This is a genomic window from Flavobacterium sp. WC2421 (genome assembly GCF_040822115.1).
In the GTDB taxonomy this organism is placed as follows: Bacteria; Bacteroidota; Bacteroidia; order Flavobacteriales; family Flavobacteriaceae; genus Flavobacterium.
In genome coordinates this window covers 983912-1000562 of record NZ_CP162004.1, presented here as the reverse complement: position 1 = coordinate 1000562, position 16651 = coordinate 983912, and the positions used below count along the sequence as shown (strand labels likewise).

Annotated in this window: 17 protein-coding genes; 2 read left to right on the top strand and 15 right to left on the bottom strand. The window is 32.2% G+C overall.

Annotated features, from left to right (window positions below; translation table 11 throughout):
* Nucleotides 1-19: 19 nt before the first annotated feature.
* The 10 genes from AB3G33_RS04200 to AB3G33_RS04155 all read right to left on the bottom strand — a co-directional run bounded on the left by AB3G33_RS04200 (nt 20) and on the right by AB3G33_RS04155 (nt 10737).
* The gene (locus AB3G33_RS04200; RefSeq protein WP_367772862.1) at nt 20-1126 is read right to left on the bottom strand and encodes a glycosyltransferase family 4 protein; all 1107 of its coding nucleotides are present in this window, start codon (nt 1124-1126) and stop codon (nt 20-22) included.
* On the bottom strand, nt 1123-2295 hold the full coding sequence (locus AB3G33_RS04195; protein ID WP_367772860.1) for an O-antigen ligase family protein: 1173 nt from the start codon (nt 2293-2295) through the stop codon (nt 1123-1125). The genes AB3G33_RS04200 and AB3G33_RS04195 overlap by 4 nt, the downstream gene beginning before the upstream one ends.
* Before the next feature lie 122 nt (nt 2296-2417).
* The gene (locus AB3G33_RS04190; RefSeq protein ID WP_367772858.1) at nt 2418-3230 is read right to left on the bottom strand and encodes a glycosyltransferase family 2 protein; all 813 of its coding nucleotides are present in this window, start codon (nt 3228-3230) and stop codon (nt 2418-2420) included.
* Nucleotides 3231-3255: 25 nt separating this feature from the next.
* Entirely contained in the window at nt 3256-4539 is a 1284-nt protein-coding gene (locus AB3G33_RS04185) for a flippase (RefSeq protein WP_367772856.1), read from the bottom strand.
* 2 nt (nt 4540-4541) lie between these two features.
* Complete coding sequence (locus AB3G33_RS04180; RefSeq protein ID WP_367772854.1) at nt 4542-5384, bottom strand: glycosyltransferase; 843 nt, start codon at nt 5382-5384, stop codon at nt 4542-4544.
* 34 nt (nt 5385-5418) lie between these two features.
* Entirely contained in the window at nt 5419-5952 is a 534-nt protein-coding gene (locus AB3G33_RS04175; protein WP_367772852.1) for a hypothetical protein, read from the bottom strand.
* Nucleotides 5953-6003: 51 nt separating this feature from the next.
* A complete protein-coding gene (locus tag AB3G33_RS04170; RefSeq protein ID WP_367772850.1) occupies nt 6004-6993 on the bottom strand; it encodes a hypothetical protein in 990 nt (329 codons plus the stop codon).
* A gap of 3 nt (nt 6994-6996) precedes the next feature.
* Entirely contained in the window at nt 6997-8682 is a 1686-nt protein-coding gene (locus AB3G33_RS04165; RefSeq protein WP_367772848.1) for a hypothetical protein, read from the bottom strand.
* 34 nt (nt 8683-8716) lie between these two features.
* Nucleotides 8717-10204 carry a GH3 auxin-responsive promoter family protein gene (locus AB3G33_RS04160; protein WP_367772846.1) on the bottom strand — a complete coding sequence of 496 codons (1488 nt, stop codon included), beginning with the start codon at nt 10202-10204 and terminating at the stop codon, nt 8717-8719.
* A gap of 41 nt (nt 10205-10245) precedes the next feature.
* A complete protein-coding gene (locus tag AB3G33_RS04155; RefSeq protein ID WP_367756306.1) occupies nt 10246-10737 on the bottom strand; it encodes a peptidase in 492 nt (163 codons plus the stop codon).
* A 212-nt stretch (nt 10738-10949) separates the two neighbouring features.
* Here AB3G33_RS04155 and tatA point away from each other — a divergent pair, with 212 nt between their 5' ends.
* Nucleotides 10950-11132, top strand: a complete 183-nt coding sequence (gene tatA / locus AB3G33_RS04150) for a twin-arginine translocase TatA/TatE family subunit (protein WP_367756304.1) — start codon at nt 10950-10952, stop codon at nt 11130-11132.
* A gap of 351 nt (nt 11133-11483) precedes the next feature.
* On the opposite strand, the gene AB3G33_RS04145 is transcribed toward tatA, so the two are convergent.
* From AB3G33_RS04145 to AB3G33_RS04130, 4 genes are all read right to left on the bottom strand, one after another.
* A complete protein-coding gene (locus AB3G33_RS04145) occupies nt 11484-12923 on the bottom strand; it encodes a nucleoside recognition domain-containing protein (protein ID WP_367772844.1) in 1440 nt (479 codons plus the stop codon).
* A 185-nt stretch (nt 12924-13108) separates the two neighbouring features.
* Complete coding sequence (locus tag AB3G33_RS04140; protein ID WP_367772842.1) at nt 13109-13822, bottom strand: 3'-5' exonuclease; 714 nt, start codon at nt 13820-13822, stop codon at nt 13109-13111.
* 73 nt (nt 13823-13895) lie between these two features.
* Nucleotides 13896-14366, bottom strand: coding sequence for a methylated-DNA--[protein]-cysteine S-methyltransferase (locus AB3G33_RS04135; RefSeq protein ID WP_367772840.1), 471 nt, complete (start codon nt 14364-14366; stop codon nt 13896-13898).
* Between the two features lie 18 nt (nt 14367-14384).
* A complete protein-coding gene (locus tag AB3G33_RS04130) occupies nt 14385-15284 on the bottom strand; it encodes a LysR family transcriptional regulator (protein WP_367772838.1) in 900 nt (299 codons plus the stop codon).
* A gap of 83 nt (nt 15285-15367) precedes the next feature.
* Between AB3G33_RS04130 and AB3G33_RS04125 the strand changes: the two genes are divergently transcribed.
* Nucleotides 15368-16075, top strand: coding sequence for a trans-aconitate 2-methyltransferase (locus AB3G33_RS04125; protein WP_367772836.1), 708 nt, complete (start codon nt 15368-15370; stop codon nt 16073-16075).
* 126 nt (nt 16076-16201) lie between these two features.
* Here AB3G33_RS04125 and AB3G33_RS04120 read toward each other — a convergent pair whose 3' ends face one another.
* Nucleotides 16202-16609 (bottom strand): c-type cytochrome, encoded by a 408-nt coding sequence (locus AB3G33_RS04120; protein ID WP_367756296.1) that lies wholly within the window; start codon nt 16607-16609, stop codon nt 16202-16204.
* Between the last annotated feature and the right edge of the window lie 42 nt (nt 16610-16651).

Genomic DNA, 16651 nt, shown 5'->3' with positions numbered 1-16651 from the left:
AAAATAGGTCTTTTACTATTTATTTAAGTTGTTGATTCTCATTTATTGCTTTTAGAAAAACCTCAGCCGCAATTTCCCAATTGTATTTCTCTTTTATTATTGATGAAATAACACTGTTTTGCCCTTCTTGCTTCAATCCCCAAACAATAGCACGGTTCAAATCGTTTTCATCATTCGAATTAAATAATCCCTCCTTTAAAAAATAAAAATCAGACATGGCAGTTGCATTCGAACAAAGCGACGGAATTCCTACTGCCGACGCTTCTAGAGGAGGAATTCCAAAACCTTCAGCAATTGATGGGTAAATCGAAAGTCTAGCACCACGAACAACAGCAACTAATTCATTGAAGTCCAATTTATTTAAATCAATTATTTTTTCTTTAATTTCACTGCTTAACGTTTCAAAATAATCTAAATATGCCCTATTAGGTATGGCTTTTTCTCCTATAAAAACGAGATGATGGTTTTTGTAGTATTCCTTTTCAACAAAAACCTTCAATAAGAAATCATGGTTTTTTCTAGGTTCCCAACGGCTTATGAATAAAAAATAATCTTCAATTCCGTAGTTCTTTTTTACCTTTTCAGCCACTGTTTTTTTATCATAATCCTCAAAAAAAACAGGATCAACCGCATTGGGAGTTATAGTTACATCGGCACGATTAAAATGATTAACTATGCTGTTTTTGGAATATTCAGAAACCGTCAAAACAATAGCAGCTCGTTTAATACTCCATTGGAAAAGATATTTTTTTGAGAGTTTATAACCCAAGGGGAAATATTTTGGAAAATCTAAAAACAACACATCATGAATTGTGACAATGTATTTACAGTACGTAATGGGCGGTATGATGTATTGAAAATGAGCATAATCAATATTCAGTTTTTTTATAAACCGAGGAATATCAATCAACAATCTTACATATTTATTATTTGAAGTATATTTTAAATAGGTCACATTATCGTGTACTCCAAAAGTGTCTTTAAAATTATTGGTGTGCGATGCAAAATAAAAGTGGTGTTCTTTATTCTTTATTAATTCTGTATATAAACCCGCTATGTAGGTAGTAGTCCCTTGAGGACTTCTATCAAATACACTACAATCTATAAAAAATTTCAGCTCTTTCATCCTTCTATTTCTTTTACAAAAACCGAACTTCTTTCAAAATAAAGCAAGCCTCCTAATATAAAAATAATCACATCGCGTCCATTATAAATTCCTGTGATGGTCAAAGAGGTAAATACATATACTAAACCTATTCCCGAAATAAAAACCAAAATCATTCTCTTGTTATTGTGCTTGCGATACAATGCTAAATAGAGTGTTCCAAAAAACAAAAATAGTATGATTATCCCAATACTTCCCGTTTTATAAAACACATACATATAGCCATTATGCAATTCTGAAATGTACCTAATCCCTTCTTTCTCTCCTGTAAGTGGCGCTTTAAATTTCAAGTTTACCAATGAACCAAAACCTGTTCCAAACACAAAACTACTTGGGTTTTCTTGCATTAAAGCATAGGCTCTTTTGGCCTCATAGCCACGCCAATGATCCCACAAATCCTTATGATTTTCCCGGTCAATTTTGGTTTTGAATAATTCAGCAGGAGCAATTTTCACCTTAAAGAGAAACCCTTCCATCCCTGGTTTATTTCTTTCTATTTTAACCGTATACAAATAGCCGTAAAAAAGGGCAATGGCAGTAATAAAAAGCCCCAGAAAACGGATTGTTTTTTTGTTTAAGACCGTATATCCATAAATAGACAACAATAACACTAGAGCCACCACAATCATTGTTCTTGAGAAATACAAAACATTTGACACTAACAATATAAATACAATTACTCTAGTCAATAAACGACTTTTTAACAAGTATTCCTTTTGAAAATAGCTATACGATAAAAGGAAAAAAAGTGCAAAAAGTTCCAAGAAATTATCCTTTCCAAATTCTCTAATCGCATCCACAGAAACGGAAAAAATGTTCCCCATAAATATCAAAACTAGAAAATGTATAATAGCCGATGCCAATCCGCAGTAAACAATAGTCTTTATAAACAAATTGAAATTATTGATTTTCTTATAGAACAAAAAACCAATTAAGAGTCCTACAATAGGTTTAGAAAAATGAAAAATGTCTTTTATAAAACCATAAATGGGATAACTATTGAATATTGTTCCTATAAAACCCAATAAAAAAAGTAATAAAACTGGCGCAATAATCTTTAAGAAACGGGCTTCTATTGCTAGTTTTTCATAAAAGAAATAAAGCATCAAAACCCCTATTTGAATGAACAAATTTAACTTGAATGAAGGCAGATACAATTGCAACAAAAGTACAAGTATAAAGAGTGAAGTATAAAATTTCGATTTGCTTACAATCATCAATTAAAGTCTATTGTTTTTATAAAATATAGTTTCTAGTTTCTTTTTAAAAACTGCTTTATACGCTTTACTAGTTTGTTTACAGATAAAATAAATTCCAATGTTTTTTTATTAAATCCCTTGAAATGTTTAGCAATATAAATTTCATATCCCTTGACCAACAAATGATTTTTGGAACTATTAAACCCTACAAAGTGAATATAACTATAATTGGACAAGAAAACTCTTTTATAACCCTTGTCGGCGATTTTTTTAGAAAAATCTACATCTTCTACATATAAAAAATAATCTTCGTCAAAACCGTCTATTTCTTTAAACACTTCAGTGGGTAGCATCAAAAAAGAGCCGCTCAACCAGTCTACTTCATAAACCTTTTTAGTGAAAATACCAGTCCTAAATTCGGACCCTATTTTCATTAATTTTTTCATTTGAAACAGATTTTTGTAATTCGGAAAATTTCCCGCCGAGGCTAAATATTTTTTATTCCCATCCAGCATTTTTATTCCCACAACTCCTATTTTCGCATCGGATTTCAAAAAATTTAAAACGGGTAAAAGTGGATCTAGAACTATTGTATCATTGTTTAATAGCAGCAAATAATTCCCTTTTGCCTTTCTAACTGCTTCATTGTTTCCTTTTCCAAAACCAAGATTAACATTTGATTCAATTAAAATAATTTCAGGATAATTAGCTTTCAAATAAGCGCAACTGCCGTCTTGGGAATTATTGTCAATCACTATTATTTCGAACTCTATGTTTTTTAGATTCTGAAATAAAGCATCAAAACATTCCTTTAAATAAATTAATCCGTTATAGTTGACAATTACAACTGATAGTTCTGGAGGCATTTTTTAACTGTTATAAAAGGTAAATCTACATAAAAGTAAAGAAACCCAATTTCTTTTTAATGACAATAACAAAAACAATGTTTACCACAACATTAGTAATTAAACTTGCCAATGCGGCTCCTTCAATTCCATAACTAGGTATTAACCCTAAATTTAAGGCAACATTCATTAGAAAACCGAATAAAAATATGTTTCTTACTCCCTTTTGATGGTTCGTCATATTCAAAATCTGATCCACATTACCCGTCATTGCATTAAAAAGGGCGCCAAGCGTAATCAGTATTAAAGTCGTCTTGCCCGCTATGAATCCCTCACCGAATAATCGAAGGAGGTTTTCACTAAAAAAAATGATTCCTATGGCTAATGGAATTGTGAAAACAATGACCAATTGAGTCGAGCGGTTAATCACTTTTTTCATTTCGCTGAAATTGTTTTGATGAAATAACGCTGCTACTTTAGGCATAATAATCACATTCATCGACAGAACGAAAAAAAGAGTAAGATAACCCAATTTAAACGCAGTGTTATAAATTCCTATCTGGCTTTCACTTTCTATACGACCCAGCATGAGGATATCCGTCCAATTTAATAAAATGAGAAATATACCGCTAACCATCATTGGAAATGATTTTTTCAATATTTCTTTACTCCTTATTTCGGGGAAAGTAATTTTAGTTTTTTTATAAAATAATACTACTAACGCTATTAAAACTGTTAATATAATTGAGCTTACATAAGCTAGAAAAGTAAAAAATCCAGTTAGATTATAATAATAAAATGCTACTAAAAACAAGGCAAACGACACGCTTGGAAAAATATAGAAAAACAAACCATAAGCAATGATTTTTTTTACTGAAATAAAGTAATAACAAATTATTTCATGAAAAATCATAAAAGGAATACTGAAGGATACCACCAGAAAATAATTTAAAAGCGAGGGTTTTTGAAAAACAGTTTCCGAAAAAAATTGAGCACCAAAAGAAAAACATAGAATAGGAAAAAGAGAGGAGATCAAAACAATTGCACCCGATTTTAGTAATAATCCCTTTAGTTTTTCAACATTGTCTATTCTACCAGCAAAACTTACAAATGCATTTGGAACCCCCAATGCGAATACCATTGCTAAAATTTGTAAAACCGTTAATGCCAATGCGTAAGTTCCATAATCCGCTTCCCCATAAAAATTAGTGATAAACCACATGGAAATGAAACTAAATACCATGGCGAACATCCTAAATAAAAAGGAAAAACCACCTTGAGAAAGCAGGTATTGTATCGTTTCTCTATCTTTTATCCCCGTTTTAAACATCCTTATTCTTCTGTTTTTATTTCGCAAAGTAATTCAGTAGCAAGTTTTTCCCAATCTATGATTGGAGACATCGTTTCTTGATGCATATGAGTGCTTAAACTGGGAATTGGCGATACACAAAGGAGTTTATTGAAAAAAAATGAACGGCCAAAAAGGGTTGCGCTTAAGTAACCATCGTTTGCCCTTTTTGATGATTTAATGAATGTTTTTCTATGTTTGATCAACTCTTTTGCTTCAATTAAAAAAGTAAAAGTAGTATTCGAAATTTGCCTCCAATGGGAATCTTTGGTATGAAATATAAAATTCTTTGTAGCATATTTAATAGTGTATCGATCAGGGTAATCACAAGGATGAATAACTAGATTGGGTTTGCTTAAATATCTTTTAAATGAAAAAAGAGAAATGGTTCTTTTTCTTAAAAGTTGGTTTAGTTTAATTCTACCCGGAACAATTAGGTCTTTTACTTTTATTAAATTAAGTATCTTTTTAAAACTGTCCTTAGTGTGTAAATAATCATCTTCACAAAAATAAATCCACTCTTCACTATTGATTTTCTCAGCTATTTTTATGGATTCCAGTATTGACTTATCGTTACCAAATACACCTTCTATTAACTCAATATCATATTTCAAAAAAAAATCTCGCGTTTCTTTAGAAAGAGCATCCCCTATTACAATCATTTTATAATCGATTCCCTCTAACGCATTCAACAGACTTTTGAAACAAATTTTAATTAGTGTTCCTTTATCTAAATTAAAAGGTCGTGCTGAGTTATTCACGGCGTTTACAGCATCGCAAGATCTAAAAATCACATTAATTTTAATATTTTCCGAAGCTGAATTCATTAGATTATTAATTGGTTTTGTAGGTTTTAAAAACTTACTTAATAAGTTGCTCGAGCACCGCTTTTACCGCTTCGTCATGAGGATATAAGGATGCGCCTTTGACTGAATTGGGATCTTTTCTTTTTAACGATCTTGTTTTATAATCTATAATAGTTGTGCTTTCATCAGGTCTGAAATAATTGAAAATGGTGCTGTCATTGGCCACAAAATTTTTGTCAAAATAGTCAAACGCAACCGTGTTTAAAACAATCTCTTCGTTCTTTCTATTTACTCCAAAATCAATTCTAAGTTTTACAGGCAATACAGCTTCTGGTAGCATAAAGGTGACTTTTTGTCCTATTTCTTTCCCTTCAACTGGAAGCCAGATAGAATGTTCTTCGCTATAGTCTTCGGCCATATCTTGCCCGTAGTACAAATGAAGCGTGTCCCTTTTCTTAATTAATAAATCTAGTGAAACCTTAAATAATTCCTTTGTCTGGTCAATTTTCTCCGTTTTATCTACTTCTTTTTTACATGAAACTAAAGAAAGAAGTGCTAAAAAAAGGGGGATAAACAATTTTATTTTCATGAATTCAGTATGTTTTTTTGAGTGAATTGAAAACTATAATTAGAGTGTAAATTAATTATCAAGCTTTTGTTTTGCTGCTTGTTTTTTATAAAAATTGATAAATAAACTCCAAATAATGAAAAACAAAATAAGTAAAAAAGGAAGAATTAATTTTAACTTTCCACCAATAAAACTTTGGTGTTGTTTATTCAAAGTAGCGCTATTTTCTTTTATAACTTTATCCATTCCTATCAAATCAACCCTTAAAACTCCTTGTTGATAAATCAAGTCTCCTTTTGTTTTTATTATGTCATTTAACTGTGTGTTCTCGTTGTAATAAACCAGCTTATCACTTTGTTTTCTACTGTTTACATCACTAGAAAACCCCTTTAAAACAGCATCAATTTGGGCAATAATCGTATCATTTTTACTCAGTTTTATTTGAGCGTTTTTCAACTCCTCAATTTGAACTTTCTTAAAATAATCTGATTCATTCAAGAAATTTAGAATTGGCTCAATAGTTGATTTCTCGGTTATTAAATCATTCGTGGTAATGACTATTTCATGATTCGTATAATTTTTACTAGTCAAATTATCTTCCAATATTTTTTTAATATCCCCATCTTCGGCCATTAACTTGATTAGCTCAAAATTTTCTGATTTATTTTCAATGAATTTATATACATCTGTGATGGGTTCTATCTTAATTCCTTTTATCGTTTTTGGTTTTTTTAACCCTACACTATTTTTTAAAAATAAGGTGTCGCCTTCGATAATTTTAGCATTTATTAAATCAATTTTAGCATATAAATAATCCGCAGATTTAAAATTTGGGGCAACAATTATTTGCTGATCATATGTTTTTTGAGTGGTATCTAAGAAAAAACCAAGCCCAATCCCCACTATTAGTAAAGCAATTATTACAATCACATTTCTAATAAAGAACTGAATACATCTAAATATTAAAGCACTAAAATTTTGAAATAGACTCCCTATTTTATTAGAAATCTGTGATAAATCTATTTCTTGATTTTCAGTATTTTGGGGTAGGTTTACACTCATTATTTACTTTTGTTTAGTATTAAAAATTTGTTCCAATATTTTAATTGTAATCAAATAAGTGGGCTTTACACCAGTAGTTCCAAGACCTCCAGAAGCTAGAGTACTTCCAGTTTCAAGCGGATTATCCGATGCATAATAGGCATATCTTACTTTTATATCCTTGGGTACGCTTTTTCTAATTTTAGATGCTGATTGAATCGCTTTTTGATAATAAGAACCTTCCATTTCTAGACCAATTACACCCCAAGTCGATTCATGGAAAAACTTCAATAAATCCCTATTTTGTAATGATGTACCAAGAACAGTAACCATTGGCCCGGCAAAAACTGCAATATCATTTCCTTCAAACATATCGGCCGTTAATTCATTTTCAAAAAAGTAATTATCAGCCGTTCCTTCGTTTATATGTGCATTCGGAATCATGATATCTCCTTTTCCTCCTTCTAGAATTCCTGCTTTTCCCATGATAGAAACTGATTCTACATTGAGTAAAGTATCTTTTTTGAAGGGTTTCAATAGTTCGTCAATTGTTTCATAGGCTTGTTCCCCAAACGCATAATCCATTACAATTAACACTGGTTTTTTGTCTCCAAGTTTAGCTGTAGGGAAGGACGAATTAGCCCAATTGATTTTTTCAGTATCAAAAATTTGTACATCAATATTTGTTCCTGAATCATCTAAAACAGAGATCATTCCATGCTTCAATGCTACTTCTTCTACTTTGTTACGAACTTCATCCGCGCCAGATTTACTTAATTCCTCATAAATAAAGAAATCCGACTTGTCTTTAAACTTTGTTTTTAAAACTGTTGTTGCAAAAATAGAATTCATTACACTATGCATATTGGCACTAATCACATGAATTGGACGGTTTATAAGTCCGTTTTCTTTCAATACTTCCTTGATGTTGGTTGCCCATCTTTCACCATGAATGTGATGCCCTAAACGCTCTCTCAAAATAGGACTAAAAGTGATTGTTCTTTTATTATTGTCAATGATTTCTTCAATCGCTAATTTACCTAACCAAAAAATAATTTGCAAAAAACGATCTGGAGCGGCATCTGAACCAAAAGCATCATAGATATCTAGTACTTCTTCAAAAGTTCTTCCAAGGATATTTGCAGCATGCGAAATGGCTTTCTCTTTTTCAACAAGAGATAATTTTTTTGTCTGTGAAACTGCATGTTGTAATTTTACCCAATCGCGAGAAACTTCTCCTGCATCATCAAGTAGCACTCTATTTCTTATTTTATGAGACTCGATGAAAATAAACGTTAAATGCGTCAAAATATCGTAAATATCTGATCGCCCACGTGTAATTTCAACATTCATTTGCTCCTCATCAATTCGGTAACAATTACGACGCCTTTTTGGAGGAATAATTGCTTGAAAATGGGATTTAGAATAGCCTTCATCTGAAGTTAAATTGATGAATCTGCATTCTTCAATTCCTATAGGAAGTCGCTCAATAACATATAACAGTCCGTTTAATTCTACTTTTTCTTCGGCGATATTTCCATATATTTCTGGACGTAATGTCATTAAAGCTTCCCTTAAAGTATCTCCTGAAATACCCATCGGTTTATAAAAACCTCTATTGAATAAATGGCGCATCGTGATGTACATTTTTTCAATAGCTGCCGATGATTCTTGTGCTCTAGAGCGTGATATATTTTTACTGTCTTTCATTTCTTCTATAATTTCTAACCAACAAATGTAATTTTTATTTTTTATCCAAAAGCGCTACGATATCTCGATTATCAGAAAGTCTTGGTATTTTATTTTGACCTCCTAGTTTCCCAATCGATTTCATATATTCTTGAAAACCGTTTTTAGCAACTCTTGTTATTACCACTTTTTGTAAAATGTTTCCTCTTATTAAATCGTCGTAGTAAATGTTTTGTTTTCGCATAGCGTCATCAATCGCTTCCGCAAAAGTGATCAAGTTTACTGGTTCATTTTCAAATTCAATGAACCATTCATGATAGGGTAATCCGCTAGCAGGATTGATTTGTGGCGCTACAGTAAACTCATTGACACGAACATTTGTTCCTTCCATCGCTTCTTGTAAGGCATTTTCGACTTCTTTACCAATGACATGTTCTCCAAAAGCCGAAATGTAATGCTTGATTCTCCCAGAAACAATAATTCTAAACGGTTTTAATGAAGTAAATTGAACCGTGTCTCCTATATTATATCCCCAAAGACCCGCATTAGTAGAAATAATTAGAACATAATTCACCCCAAGCTCGACTTCACCAATCGTATATCGTCTAGGTTTCTCCGTATAAAATTCATCGCTTTTTACAAATTCGTAAAAAATACCCGCTTTTAAAAGCAGTAGCATTCCTTTTTCTTTTTGGGAATCTTGGTAGGCAAAAAACCCTTCCGATGCAGGGAATAATTCAATACTGTCTACTTTTCTACCTATTAAGTTTTCAAACTTTGCTCTATAGGGTTCATAATTCACCCCACCGTAAATAAACAAATTAAAATTCTTAAAAATATCTCCTACTTTCTTTCCTCCTTTTTGTTCTAATCGCTCAAAATACATTTGAACCCAAGAAGGAATTCCTGAAATTACGGTCATATTTTCATTAAACGTTTCCCCAACAATGGCATCAATTTTGGTTTCCCAATCTTCAATACAATTGGTTTCTAATGAAGGCATGCGGTTTTTTTGCAAATATTTCGGGACAAAATGCGCTACAATCCCTGATAACCTTCCAAATTGTATTCCGTTTTTTTCTTCCAAAATTGGGCTTCCCTGTAGGAAAATCATCTTTCCATCAACAAAGTCAGCTTTACCTGTTTCGTGAATGTAATGCAAAATAGCATTTCGAGCCGCTTGAATATGAAAAGGCATCGATTCCTTAGTCAATGGAATATATTTAGCTCCTGAAGTCGTTCCTGAAGTTTTAGCGAAATAAAGCGGTTTCCCTTTCCAGAGAATGTTTTCTTCTCCTTTTACTACTTTTTCAATGTAGGGTTTTAAGTCCTCATAATCCCTAATGGGAACTTGGTTTGCAAAATCTTCAACCGTTTTTATTGTATCAAAATGATGGTCAATTCCAAACGCTGTTTGCTTGGCTTCTTTTATTAAATCCATAAATACAGTCTTTTGACTCGCAACAGGATTTGAAACCCAGGTTTGTGTTTCTTTATATATTTTTTTAGCAAATAACTTTGCAGCAGCTGATTTTATCGACATTTTTAATTTGGGTTCTTTATAATATAAACGTATTGTCTATTTTATTTCGATTTTTTTGAAGTCTGTTTTTTTTCCTCTTTTGCCACTTGTTCTCTCAGTTCTAATTCTTCTTTTGAAGCAGATAACTTCCCTTTCGGGATTGTATCTTCACTATATACAAGAATGGAATCTTTGTTGAATTTCGCATATTCTAATTGACCATTAAGCACTTTTTGAATGGAGAGAATATAGGCCTCATTTTTCTTTAAGGCTAAAGTTAATGAATCTGATTTTAAAGATAATTCAGTCGCGTCTTTTTTTAGTTTTGAGGAAGAATAGCCAGGGATAAATTCTCTTAGCGGAGTAAAAGCAATAATAAACGTAGTAATTCCTATCAATAAAATAGCGCCAACCGAAGCAACAACGAAGACATTCATCAGATTTAGTTTCATTGAAAAAATCTCTTCAAAAGTATCTTCATTCAAAATAACCAATCGGTTTTTTATGAATAATTTATTATGGAGTTTTTTTCTTTTTAATCTTTTTCTTGACATATTTATGCTTTATCATACAAATATAATAATTAAAGTCATTGAAAGCACTTTGGCCGGTTACTAACGCCTAAATCCTTATTCTGATTTATTTTAATAAATTTTTAACTTTATCATAATTAAATAATTGAAATAAAATCAATTCATATTAACTTATTCTAATTACCTTTGCTCTTAGATTTATTACAAATTGCTTCGGCATAAATTATTCAATCATGGGAAGATTTGGTGTTACAGAAATCCTAGTTATATTAGCAGTGGTTTTATTACTTTTTGGAGGTAAAAAAATTCCTGAACTAATGAAAGGTTTAGGAAGCGGAATTAAAGAATTTAAAAATGCCGCAAAAGAAGATCAGCCATCTGATAAAAAAGAAGATACTGAAAACGAAAAAAAATAAAAAAAGTCCCGATAGTATCGGGACTTTTTTTATTTAAAACAGATAATTTTTTTAACTTATCAAACTGGTAAGTAAAAAAAGAATTACCAAAGCTATTGCTATGTATTTAGTGTATTTTGACATTTTTTAAGTTTTTAATAGTTTATAAAACAGTCTCAATTGTATATTTCAAAAGAAAGAAAAATAAATTAACAATCCTATAGTCATTGTTACAATTAGTCCTAAAGTTTCATTATCCTCCTTAGCGACGTTTTCCATTGATTTTTTTCCACTATAGTAAAACCACATACACAGGTTCCCAACCCACAAAAAAAGTAGTTTCCTTACTAACCGATTCATTTTTATTTAGTTCTAAAAAAACCAAGTTGCCACAAAAATAGCTGTAATTACACATATAAAATCAACTAGCAACATGGTTTGCAAGGCATAACGGGTGTTCTTTATATTTACAGATCCAAAGTAAACAGCAATCACGTAGAAAGTACTCTCGGCACTACACTGAAAAATACTACTCAATCTTCCAGTCAAAGAATCGGCACCAAAAGTATTCATAGAATCAATTAAAAACCCTCTTGACCCTGCAGAACTAAAGGGTCTTAACATCGCCACTGGCAACGCATCCGTAATTTGCTTATTAACACCCATATTAGAGAAAATAAAAGCAATCCAATTACTTATTATTTCAAATAAACCACTGTTTCTAAATAGTGAAATAGCAACTAACATTCCTAAAACATAAGGAAAAATAATTACTCCTGTTTTGACTCCATTATTGGCTCCTACTACAAATGCATCAAAAACAGTAGTATTGGCATCAGAAAATTTCTTCTCCTTGATAAACGAAAAAATCAGAGTAAACGCAATAATAGCAATCAAAATCATACTTGAAAGATTAGCCGTAAAATAATTTTTACCTATTAAATCTAAGTGGTTGATGTACATCAATAAACCAATAATAGCAGCAATCAAGGTAATCAAAGCCACAACTAAAGAAGCGCTTTTGAAATTGATTTTTTGTTTGATTCCCACAATTAAAAAAGCGGCAATTGTACCAATAAAAGAAGTGATAATACAAGGCAACATCACATCGGCAGGATTGCTTGCATTAGCAGCTGCTCTATACCCTATAATTGAAGTCGCAATTAAGGTTAATCCCGAAGCGTGTAAACACATAAACATAATTTGGGCATCACTGGCATTGTCTTTTTCAGGGTTGAGTTCCTGTAAACTTTCCATCGCCTTCAAACCAAATGGAGTAGCCGCCGAATCCAATCCTAAGAAATTTGCGGCAAAATTTAAAGTCATATAGGAAATCGAAGGGTGATTCTTTGGGATACTTGGAAACACTTTTACAAAAACAGGACTCAAAACAATGGCTAGTTTTCCCGAAGCTCCAGAAATAATTAGAAGCTCCATCAAGCCACAGAAAAAAGCCAAATAAGCCATCAATGGAAGAACCAAATCGATTAATGTGCTTTTACAAGTGGGTAATAAACCATCTGATTTTTGAACGCCACTATAAATTTTTACGGTTTTAGCCGAATAAACGTATGTAGTATCAGGGTTAGAAGCAATATTGTTAATCACCATCGTTTTATTAGGAGCGCTGGCGATACTGTCTTTTATAAAAGCCGGCAATTGATCAATGTATTTTTCAGATATTAAAATAGGATCGTCTTTCTTACCGTTTAGCACAAAATCAATAGTGTAACTGTTCCCAGAAAATAAACTCACCACAATAAAAACAATCGATGAAATAAAGATCACCAACCAAAATCTACTCAATACCATAATCTATAATTTTTGTAAATGTAAATATTTAACCGCAAAGTACACAAAGGGTTTTCGCGAAGAGCACTAAGAACTAAAATTCTAATAAATAATTTAAACATTAAGATATTTAGAAAATTAAGCTTAAAAACTAAATGATTCTTAAATTCTAAATGGTTTAAATGACTCTGGATTGTTGTGCTATTTTAAACATGTATAATTTCCTCTTCAATCAATAAATCTTCTCGGCGTAAGCGCAAGAAAATTTGAGCAACGGCAATGGTGTCTTTTTCACAATAGGTCACAATGCGATCAATATCTTTATCAACATAAAAAACATGTCCCACTTGACTACCGTCAATATCGCCTTTGGGCGAAGGAATCCCCAGCACTTTACACAATAATTTTAAAGAAGTGAAATGCTTATAATCGCCAAATTTCCATAATTCTAAGGTATCTAAATGCGGGATTTCCCATGGCTTTTTTCCAAAAAGATTTAGCTTATTAGGAATGGCAATTTGATTAATAATCATGCGACGGGCTAGAAACGGAATGTCAAACTCCTTGGCATTATGACCACATAAAACATGCTGTGCTTGATTGAAATGATTGTTTAATAAATTATTGAAATCGTTTAGAATTTTCTTTTCTTCTCCAAAAAAAGAAGTCACTCTAAAGTTTCGAATATCTCCTTTATTCGCAAAAAACCCAACTGAAATACAAACAATTTTACCAAACTCGGCCCAAATACCTGCTCGATCGTAAAATTCCTCAGGAGTATATTCCTCTTTGCGTTGGTATTGGGTTTTATGCTCCCAAAGGTCTTTCAACTCGGTATCTAAGGCGTTATAATCTTCGGCTTCTGGGACTGTTTCAATATCCAGAAACAAAATGTTATTGAGGTTGATTTTTTCTATCATTTATCTTAAGTTTAGCCGCGAATTCACGAATTTAATTAAATAAAATACAACTTGTGTTTATTGACTCAAATTATCAAAACAAACTTTGCTGAGCAGAAGGGTTTTCGTGTTCCAATAACCATTTTTTACGCCACAAACCACCAGCATAACCAGTAAGAGAACCATCAGAACCGATGACTCTATGACAGGGAACAACAACCCAAAGCGGATTTTTTCCATTGGCGGAGGCTACTGCGCGAATGGCTTTGACATCACCCAAAAGCTTGGACTGTTCCAGATAGGTTCTGGTTTTCCCATAAGGGATTTCTAATAATGCGTTCCATACTTTCTTTTGGAAATCAGTTCCTTTTGGGTTGAGTTTAAAATCAAAACTGGTTCTTTCTCCGTCAAAATAGGCATTGAGTTGCGAGACAACTTCTTGTAAAACTACAGGAATTACAGTAGAAACAGCACCTTCGTCAGCAACTGAAATTACTGAAACTCCGTTTTCATCTCCAATAATTGTTGCGATACCCAGTGGTGTTTTAATGTAAGCTGTTTCCATTTTTTTTTTAAGTATTAATCAAACATTATCCTGATTCTTCATGCATTTTTGCATTAAAAAACCCTTAGCTGATTGTACAATTTCAGATTGATTTCCCTTAGCAGTTGCTAATAAAATATCAGTATACAGTTTAACTTTATTGAGTTCAACATACCTTAGCTCTGGATAATCATAGCTTTTTAAAATAGAAGTTGGCACAATTGATATACCCAAACCATTTTTAACTAACTGGATTATAGAGGAGATATTATTAGACTCGTGAACTACCTTGGGTTCAAAACCATACTTTGCACATATTTCTAATAAAATGCCGTGAAAGTTAGGCGCATATTCTCTGTTAAAAAACACGAAGGTTTCATCCTTCAAATACTCTAATTCTTCCTCAAGAGTAATATTGTATTTATTTCGGTTAAAAACTAAGGAGAAACTGTCCTTGAACCACAACTGCGATTCTATTTTGTACGAATGCAAGGGTGCACGAATAATCCCAAAGTCGATTTTCCCTTCCTCTAGAGCAGCAATCTGTTTGACTGTAGGCACTTCGTACAATCGGAAATTGACATATGGATATTGCTTAGACAAATACTGAATTAACGCAGATATGTCACCAGAAAAAGTAGAACTGACATACGCAATTCGGAATTCACCACTTTGATTCTCACTGATTTTTTTGGTATTTGCATTGATTCGATCTAAGTTTTGGACCAATTCCTGTATTTCTTTTTGGTAATACTTTCCAGCATCAGTAAGAACAACGCGTTTATTGTTGCGTTCAAAAAGAGTTGCTCCTACTTCGGTTTCTAATTCTTTAATCTGGCGACTCAATGGAGGCTGAGAAATAAAAAGTTTATCCGCAGCACGAACAAAGCTCAATTCTTCGGCTAGTTTTAAGAAATATTTTAAGTGACGTAATTCCATGAATACTTTTTAAGTATTATTAAATGACAAAATAAGCATTTTTGAGTCATATATGAAAATTATAGTTTTGTAAAAAAAACGCTATGAAAAAATCAACAGTAATAGAAATCAGAGAACGCTTTGATAATGAAGTCGAACGCTTCTCAAATTTAGAAACAGGTCAAGTGGCAACCATGGATGCCAAAATTACATTGGAATTAATTACTTGTACAGCAAGGGCAGTAAAACCAGAAGCCAAAACTATCTTGGATTTAGGTTGTGGAGCAGGAAATTATACGTTGAAAATGCTATCTAAAACACCTAACTTGCATTGTACTTTGGTTGATTTGAGTCGGAATATGTTAGACAAAGCATTCGAGCGTGTTTCAGGATTAACCACTAATAAAGTTGAAACTATTCAAGGTGATATTCGTGATATTGATTTACCTAAAAATCATTTTGACATCATATTGGCTGGAGCAGTTTTACATCATTTACGTGAGGATTCCGATTGGGAAATGCTGTTCCAAAAACTATACGATAGTTTAACGACTGGTGGTTGTTTTTTAATTTCTGATTTGTTGATTCAAGATAACGAAGCTGTAAATAATTTAACCTGGAAAATGTATGCCAAATATTTAACCCAAAATGGCGGCGAAGAATACCAACAAAAAGTTTTTGATTATATTGAAAAAGAAGATACGCCTAGATCTATGACATACCAGTTGGATTTAATGAAAAAAGTAGGTTTTTCAAGCACCGAAATTTTACATAAAAATGCCTGTTTTGGCACATTTGGAGGCATAAAATAATGGCTCTAAAAAAAAAGAAAACCATCTCGGTCTTTGAGATGGTTTTCTTTTTAGCCCCGATAGTAGCGGCATCCTCATGTGGCGGTGTTCGCCACTTGAGATATAGCGTATAGCGGGATTAGCTTCTTATTTTAAAGTAGAATAGATATATGCTTCTAGTCCTTTTAATTCATCATCTGTCATTGTTTTGGTTAGAACAAGATTAGGTTGCATTACTGCAAATTGAGCAGGATCCACGATTGCTTCACTTTTTCCTTTAAGAAAATCAACGATATTACCATTTTTCTCTTTGTACATTTTGGCAATTTCTTGAAAACTTGGTCCAATTAATTTCGTATCCAGTTTATGACATGAGGCACAAGTTCCTCTGCCTTTAAATAATACTTCACCTAATTCTTCTGGTGTTTGATCTTGAGCTGGCATTCCTTCAGATACAGCTTCTTTTGATTCAACCTTTTTCTCAGTTGGTTCTGCTTCTTGCTTTTTACAAGCAAATGCTAAAAATGCGATTGCAATTATTGCTACTTTTTTCATTTCAGTTTTTTTAGTTTTCTCAAAAATAATTTATTTTTTTAA

Excerpts from the sequence above, each read along its gene's own strand:
- AB3G33_RS04200 (WP_367772862.1), bottom strand. The coding sequence starts at position 1,126 with ATGAAAGAGCTGAAATTTTTTATAGATTGTAGTGTATTTGATAGAAGT.
- AB3G33_RS04190 (WP_367772858.1), bottom strand. The coding sequence starts at position 3,230 with ATGCCTCCAGAACTATCAGTTGTAATTGTCAACTATAACGGATTAATT.
- AB3G33_RS04185 (WP_367772856.1), bottom strand. The coding sequence starts at position 4,539 with ATGTTTAAAACGGGGATAAAAGATAGAGAAACGATACAATACCTGCTT.
- AB3G33_RS04180 (WP_367772854.1), bottom strand. The coding sequence starts at position 5,384 with ATGAATTCAGCTTCGGAAAATATTAAAATTAATGTGATTTTTAGATCT.
- AB3G33_RS04175 (WP_367772852.1), bottom strand. The coding sequence starts at position 5,952 with ATGAAAATAAAATTGTTTATCCCCCTTTTTTTAGCACTTCTTTCTTTA.
- AB3G33_RS04170 (WP_367772850.1), bottom strand. The coding sequence starts at position 6,993 with ATGAGTGTAAACCTACCCCAAAATACTGAAAATCAAGAAATAGATTTA.
- AB3G33_RS04165 (WP_367772848.1), bottom strand. The coding sequence starts at position 8,682 with ATGAAAGACAGTAAAAATATATCACGCTCTAGAGCACAAGAATCATCG.
- AB3G33_RS04160 (WP_367772846.1), bottom strand. The coding sequence starts at position 10,204 with ATGTCGATAAAATCAGCTGCTGCAAAGTTATTTGCTAAAAAAATATAT.
- AB3G33_RS04155 (WP_367756306.1), bottom strand. The coding sequence starts at position 10,737 with ATGTCAAGAAAAAGATTAAAAAGAAAAAAACTCCATAATAAATTATTC.
- tatA (WP_367756304.1), top strand. The coding sequence starts at position 10,950 with ATGGGAAGATTTGGTGTTACAGAAATCCTAGTTATATTAGCAGTGGTT.
- AB3G33_RS04145 (WP_367772844.1), bottom strand. The coding sequence starts at position 12,923 with ATGGTATTGAGTAGATTTTGGTTGGTGATCTTTATTTCATCGATTGTT.
- AB3G33_RS04140 (WP_367772842.1), bottom strand. The coding sequence starts at position 13,822 with ATGATAGAAAAAATCAACCTCAATAACATTTTGTTTCTGGATATTGAA.
- AB3G33_RS04135 (WP_367772840.1), bottom strand. The coding sequence starts at position 14,366 with ATGGAAACAGCTTACATTAAAACACCACTGGGTATCGCAACAATTATT.
- AB3G33_RS04130 (WP_367772838.1), bottom strand. The coding sequence starts at position 15,284 with ATGGAATTACGTCACTTAAAATATTTCTTAAAACTAGCCGAAGAATTG.
- AB3G33_RS04125 (WP_367772836.1), top strand. The coding sequence starts at position 15,368 with ATGAAAAAATCAACAGTAATAGAAATCAGAGAACGCTTTGATAATGAA.
- AB3G33_RS04120 (WP_367756296.1), bottom strand. The coding sequence starts at position 16,609 with ATGAAAAAAGTAGCAATAATTGCAATCGCATTTTTAGCATTTGCTTGT.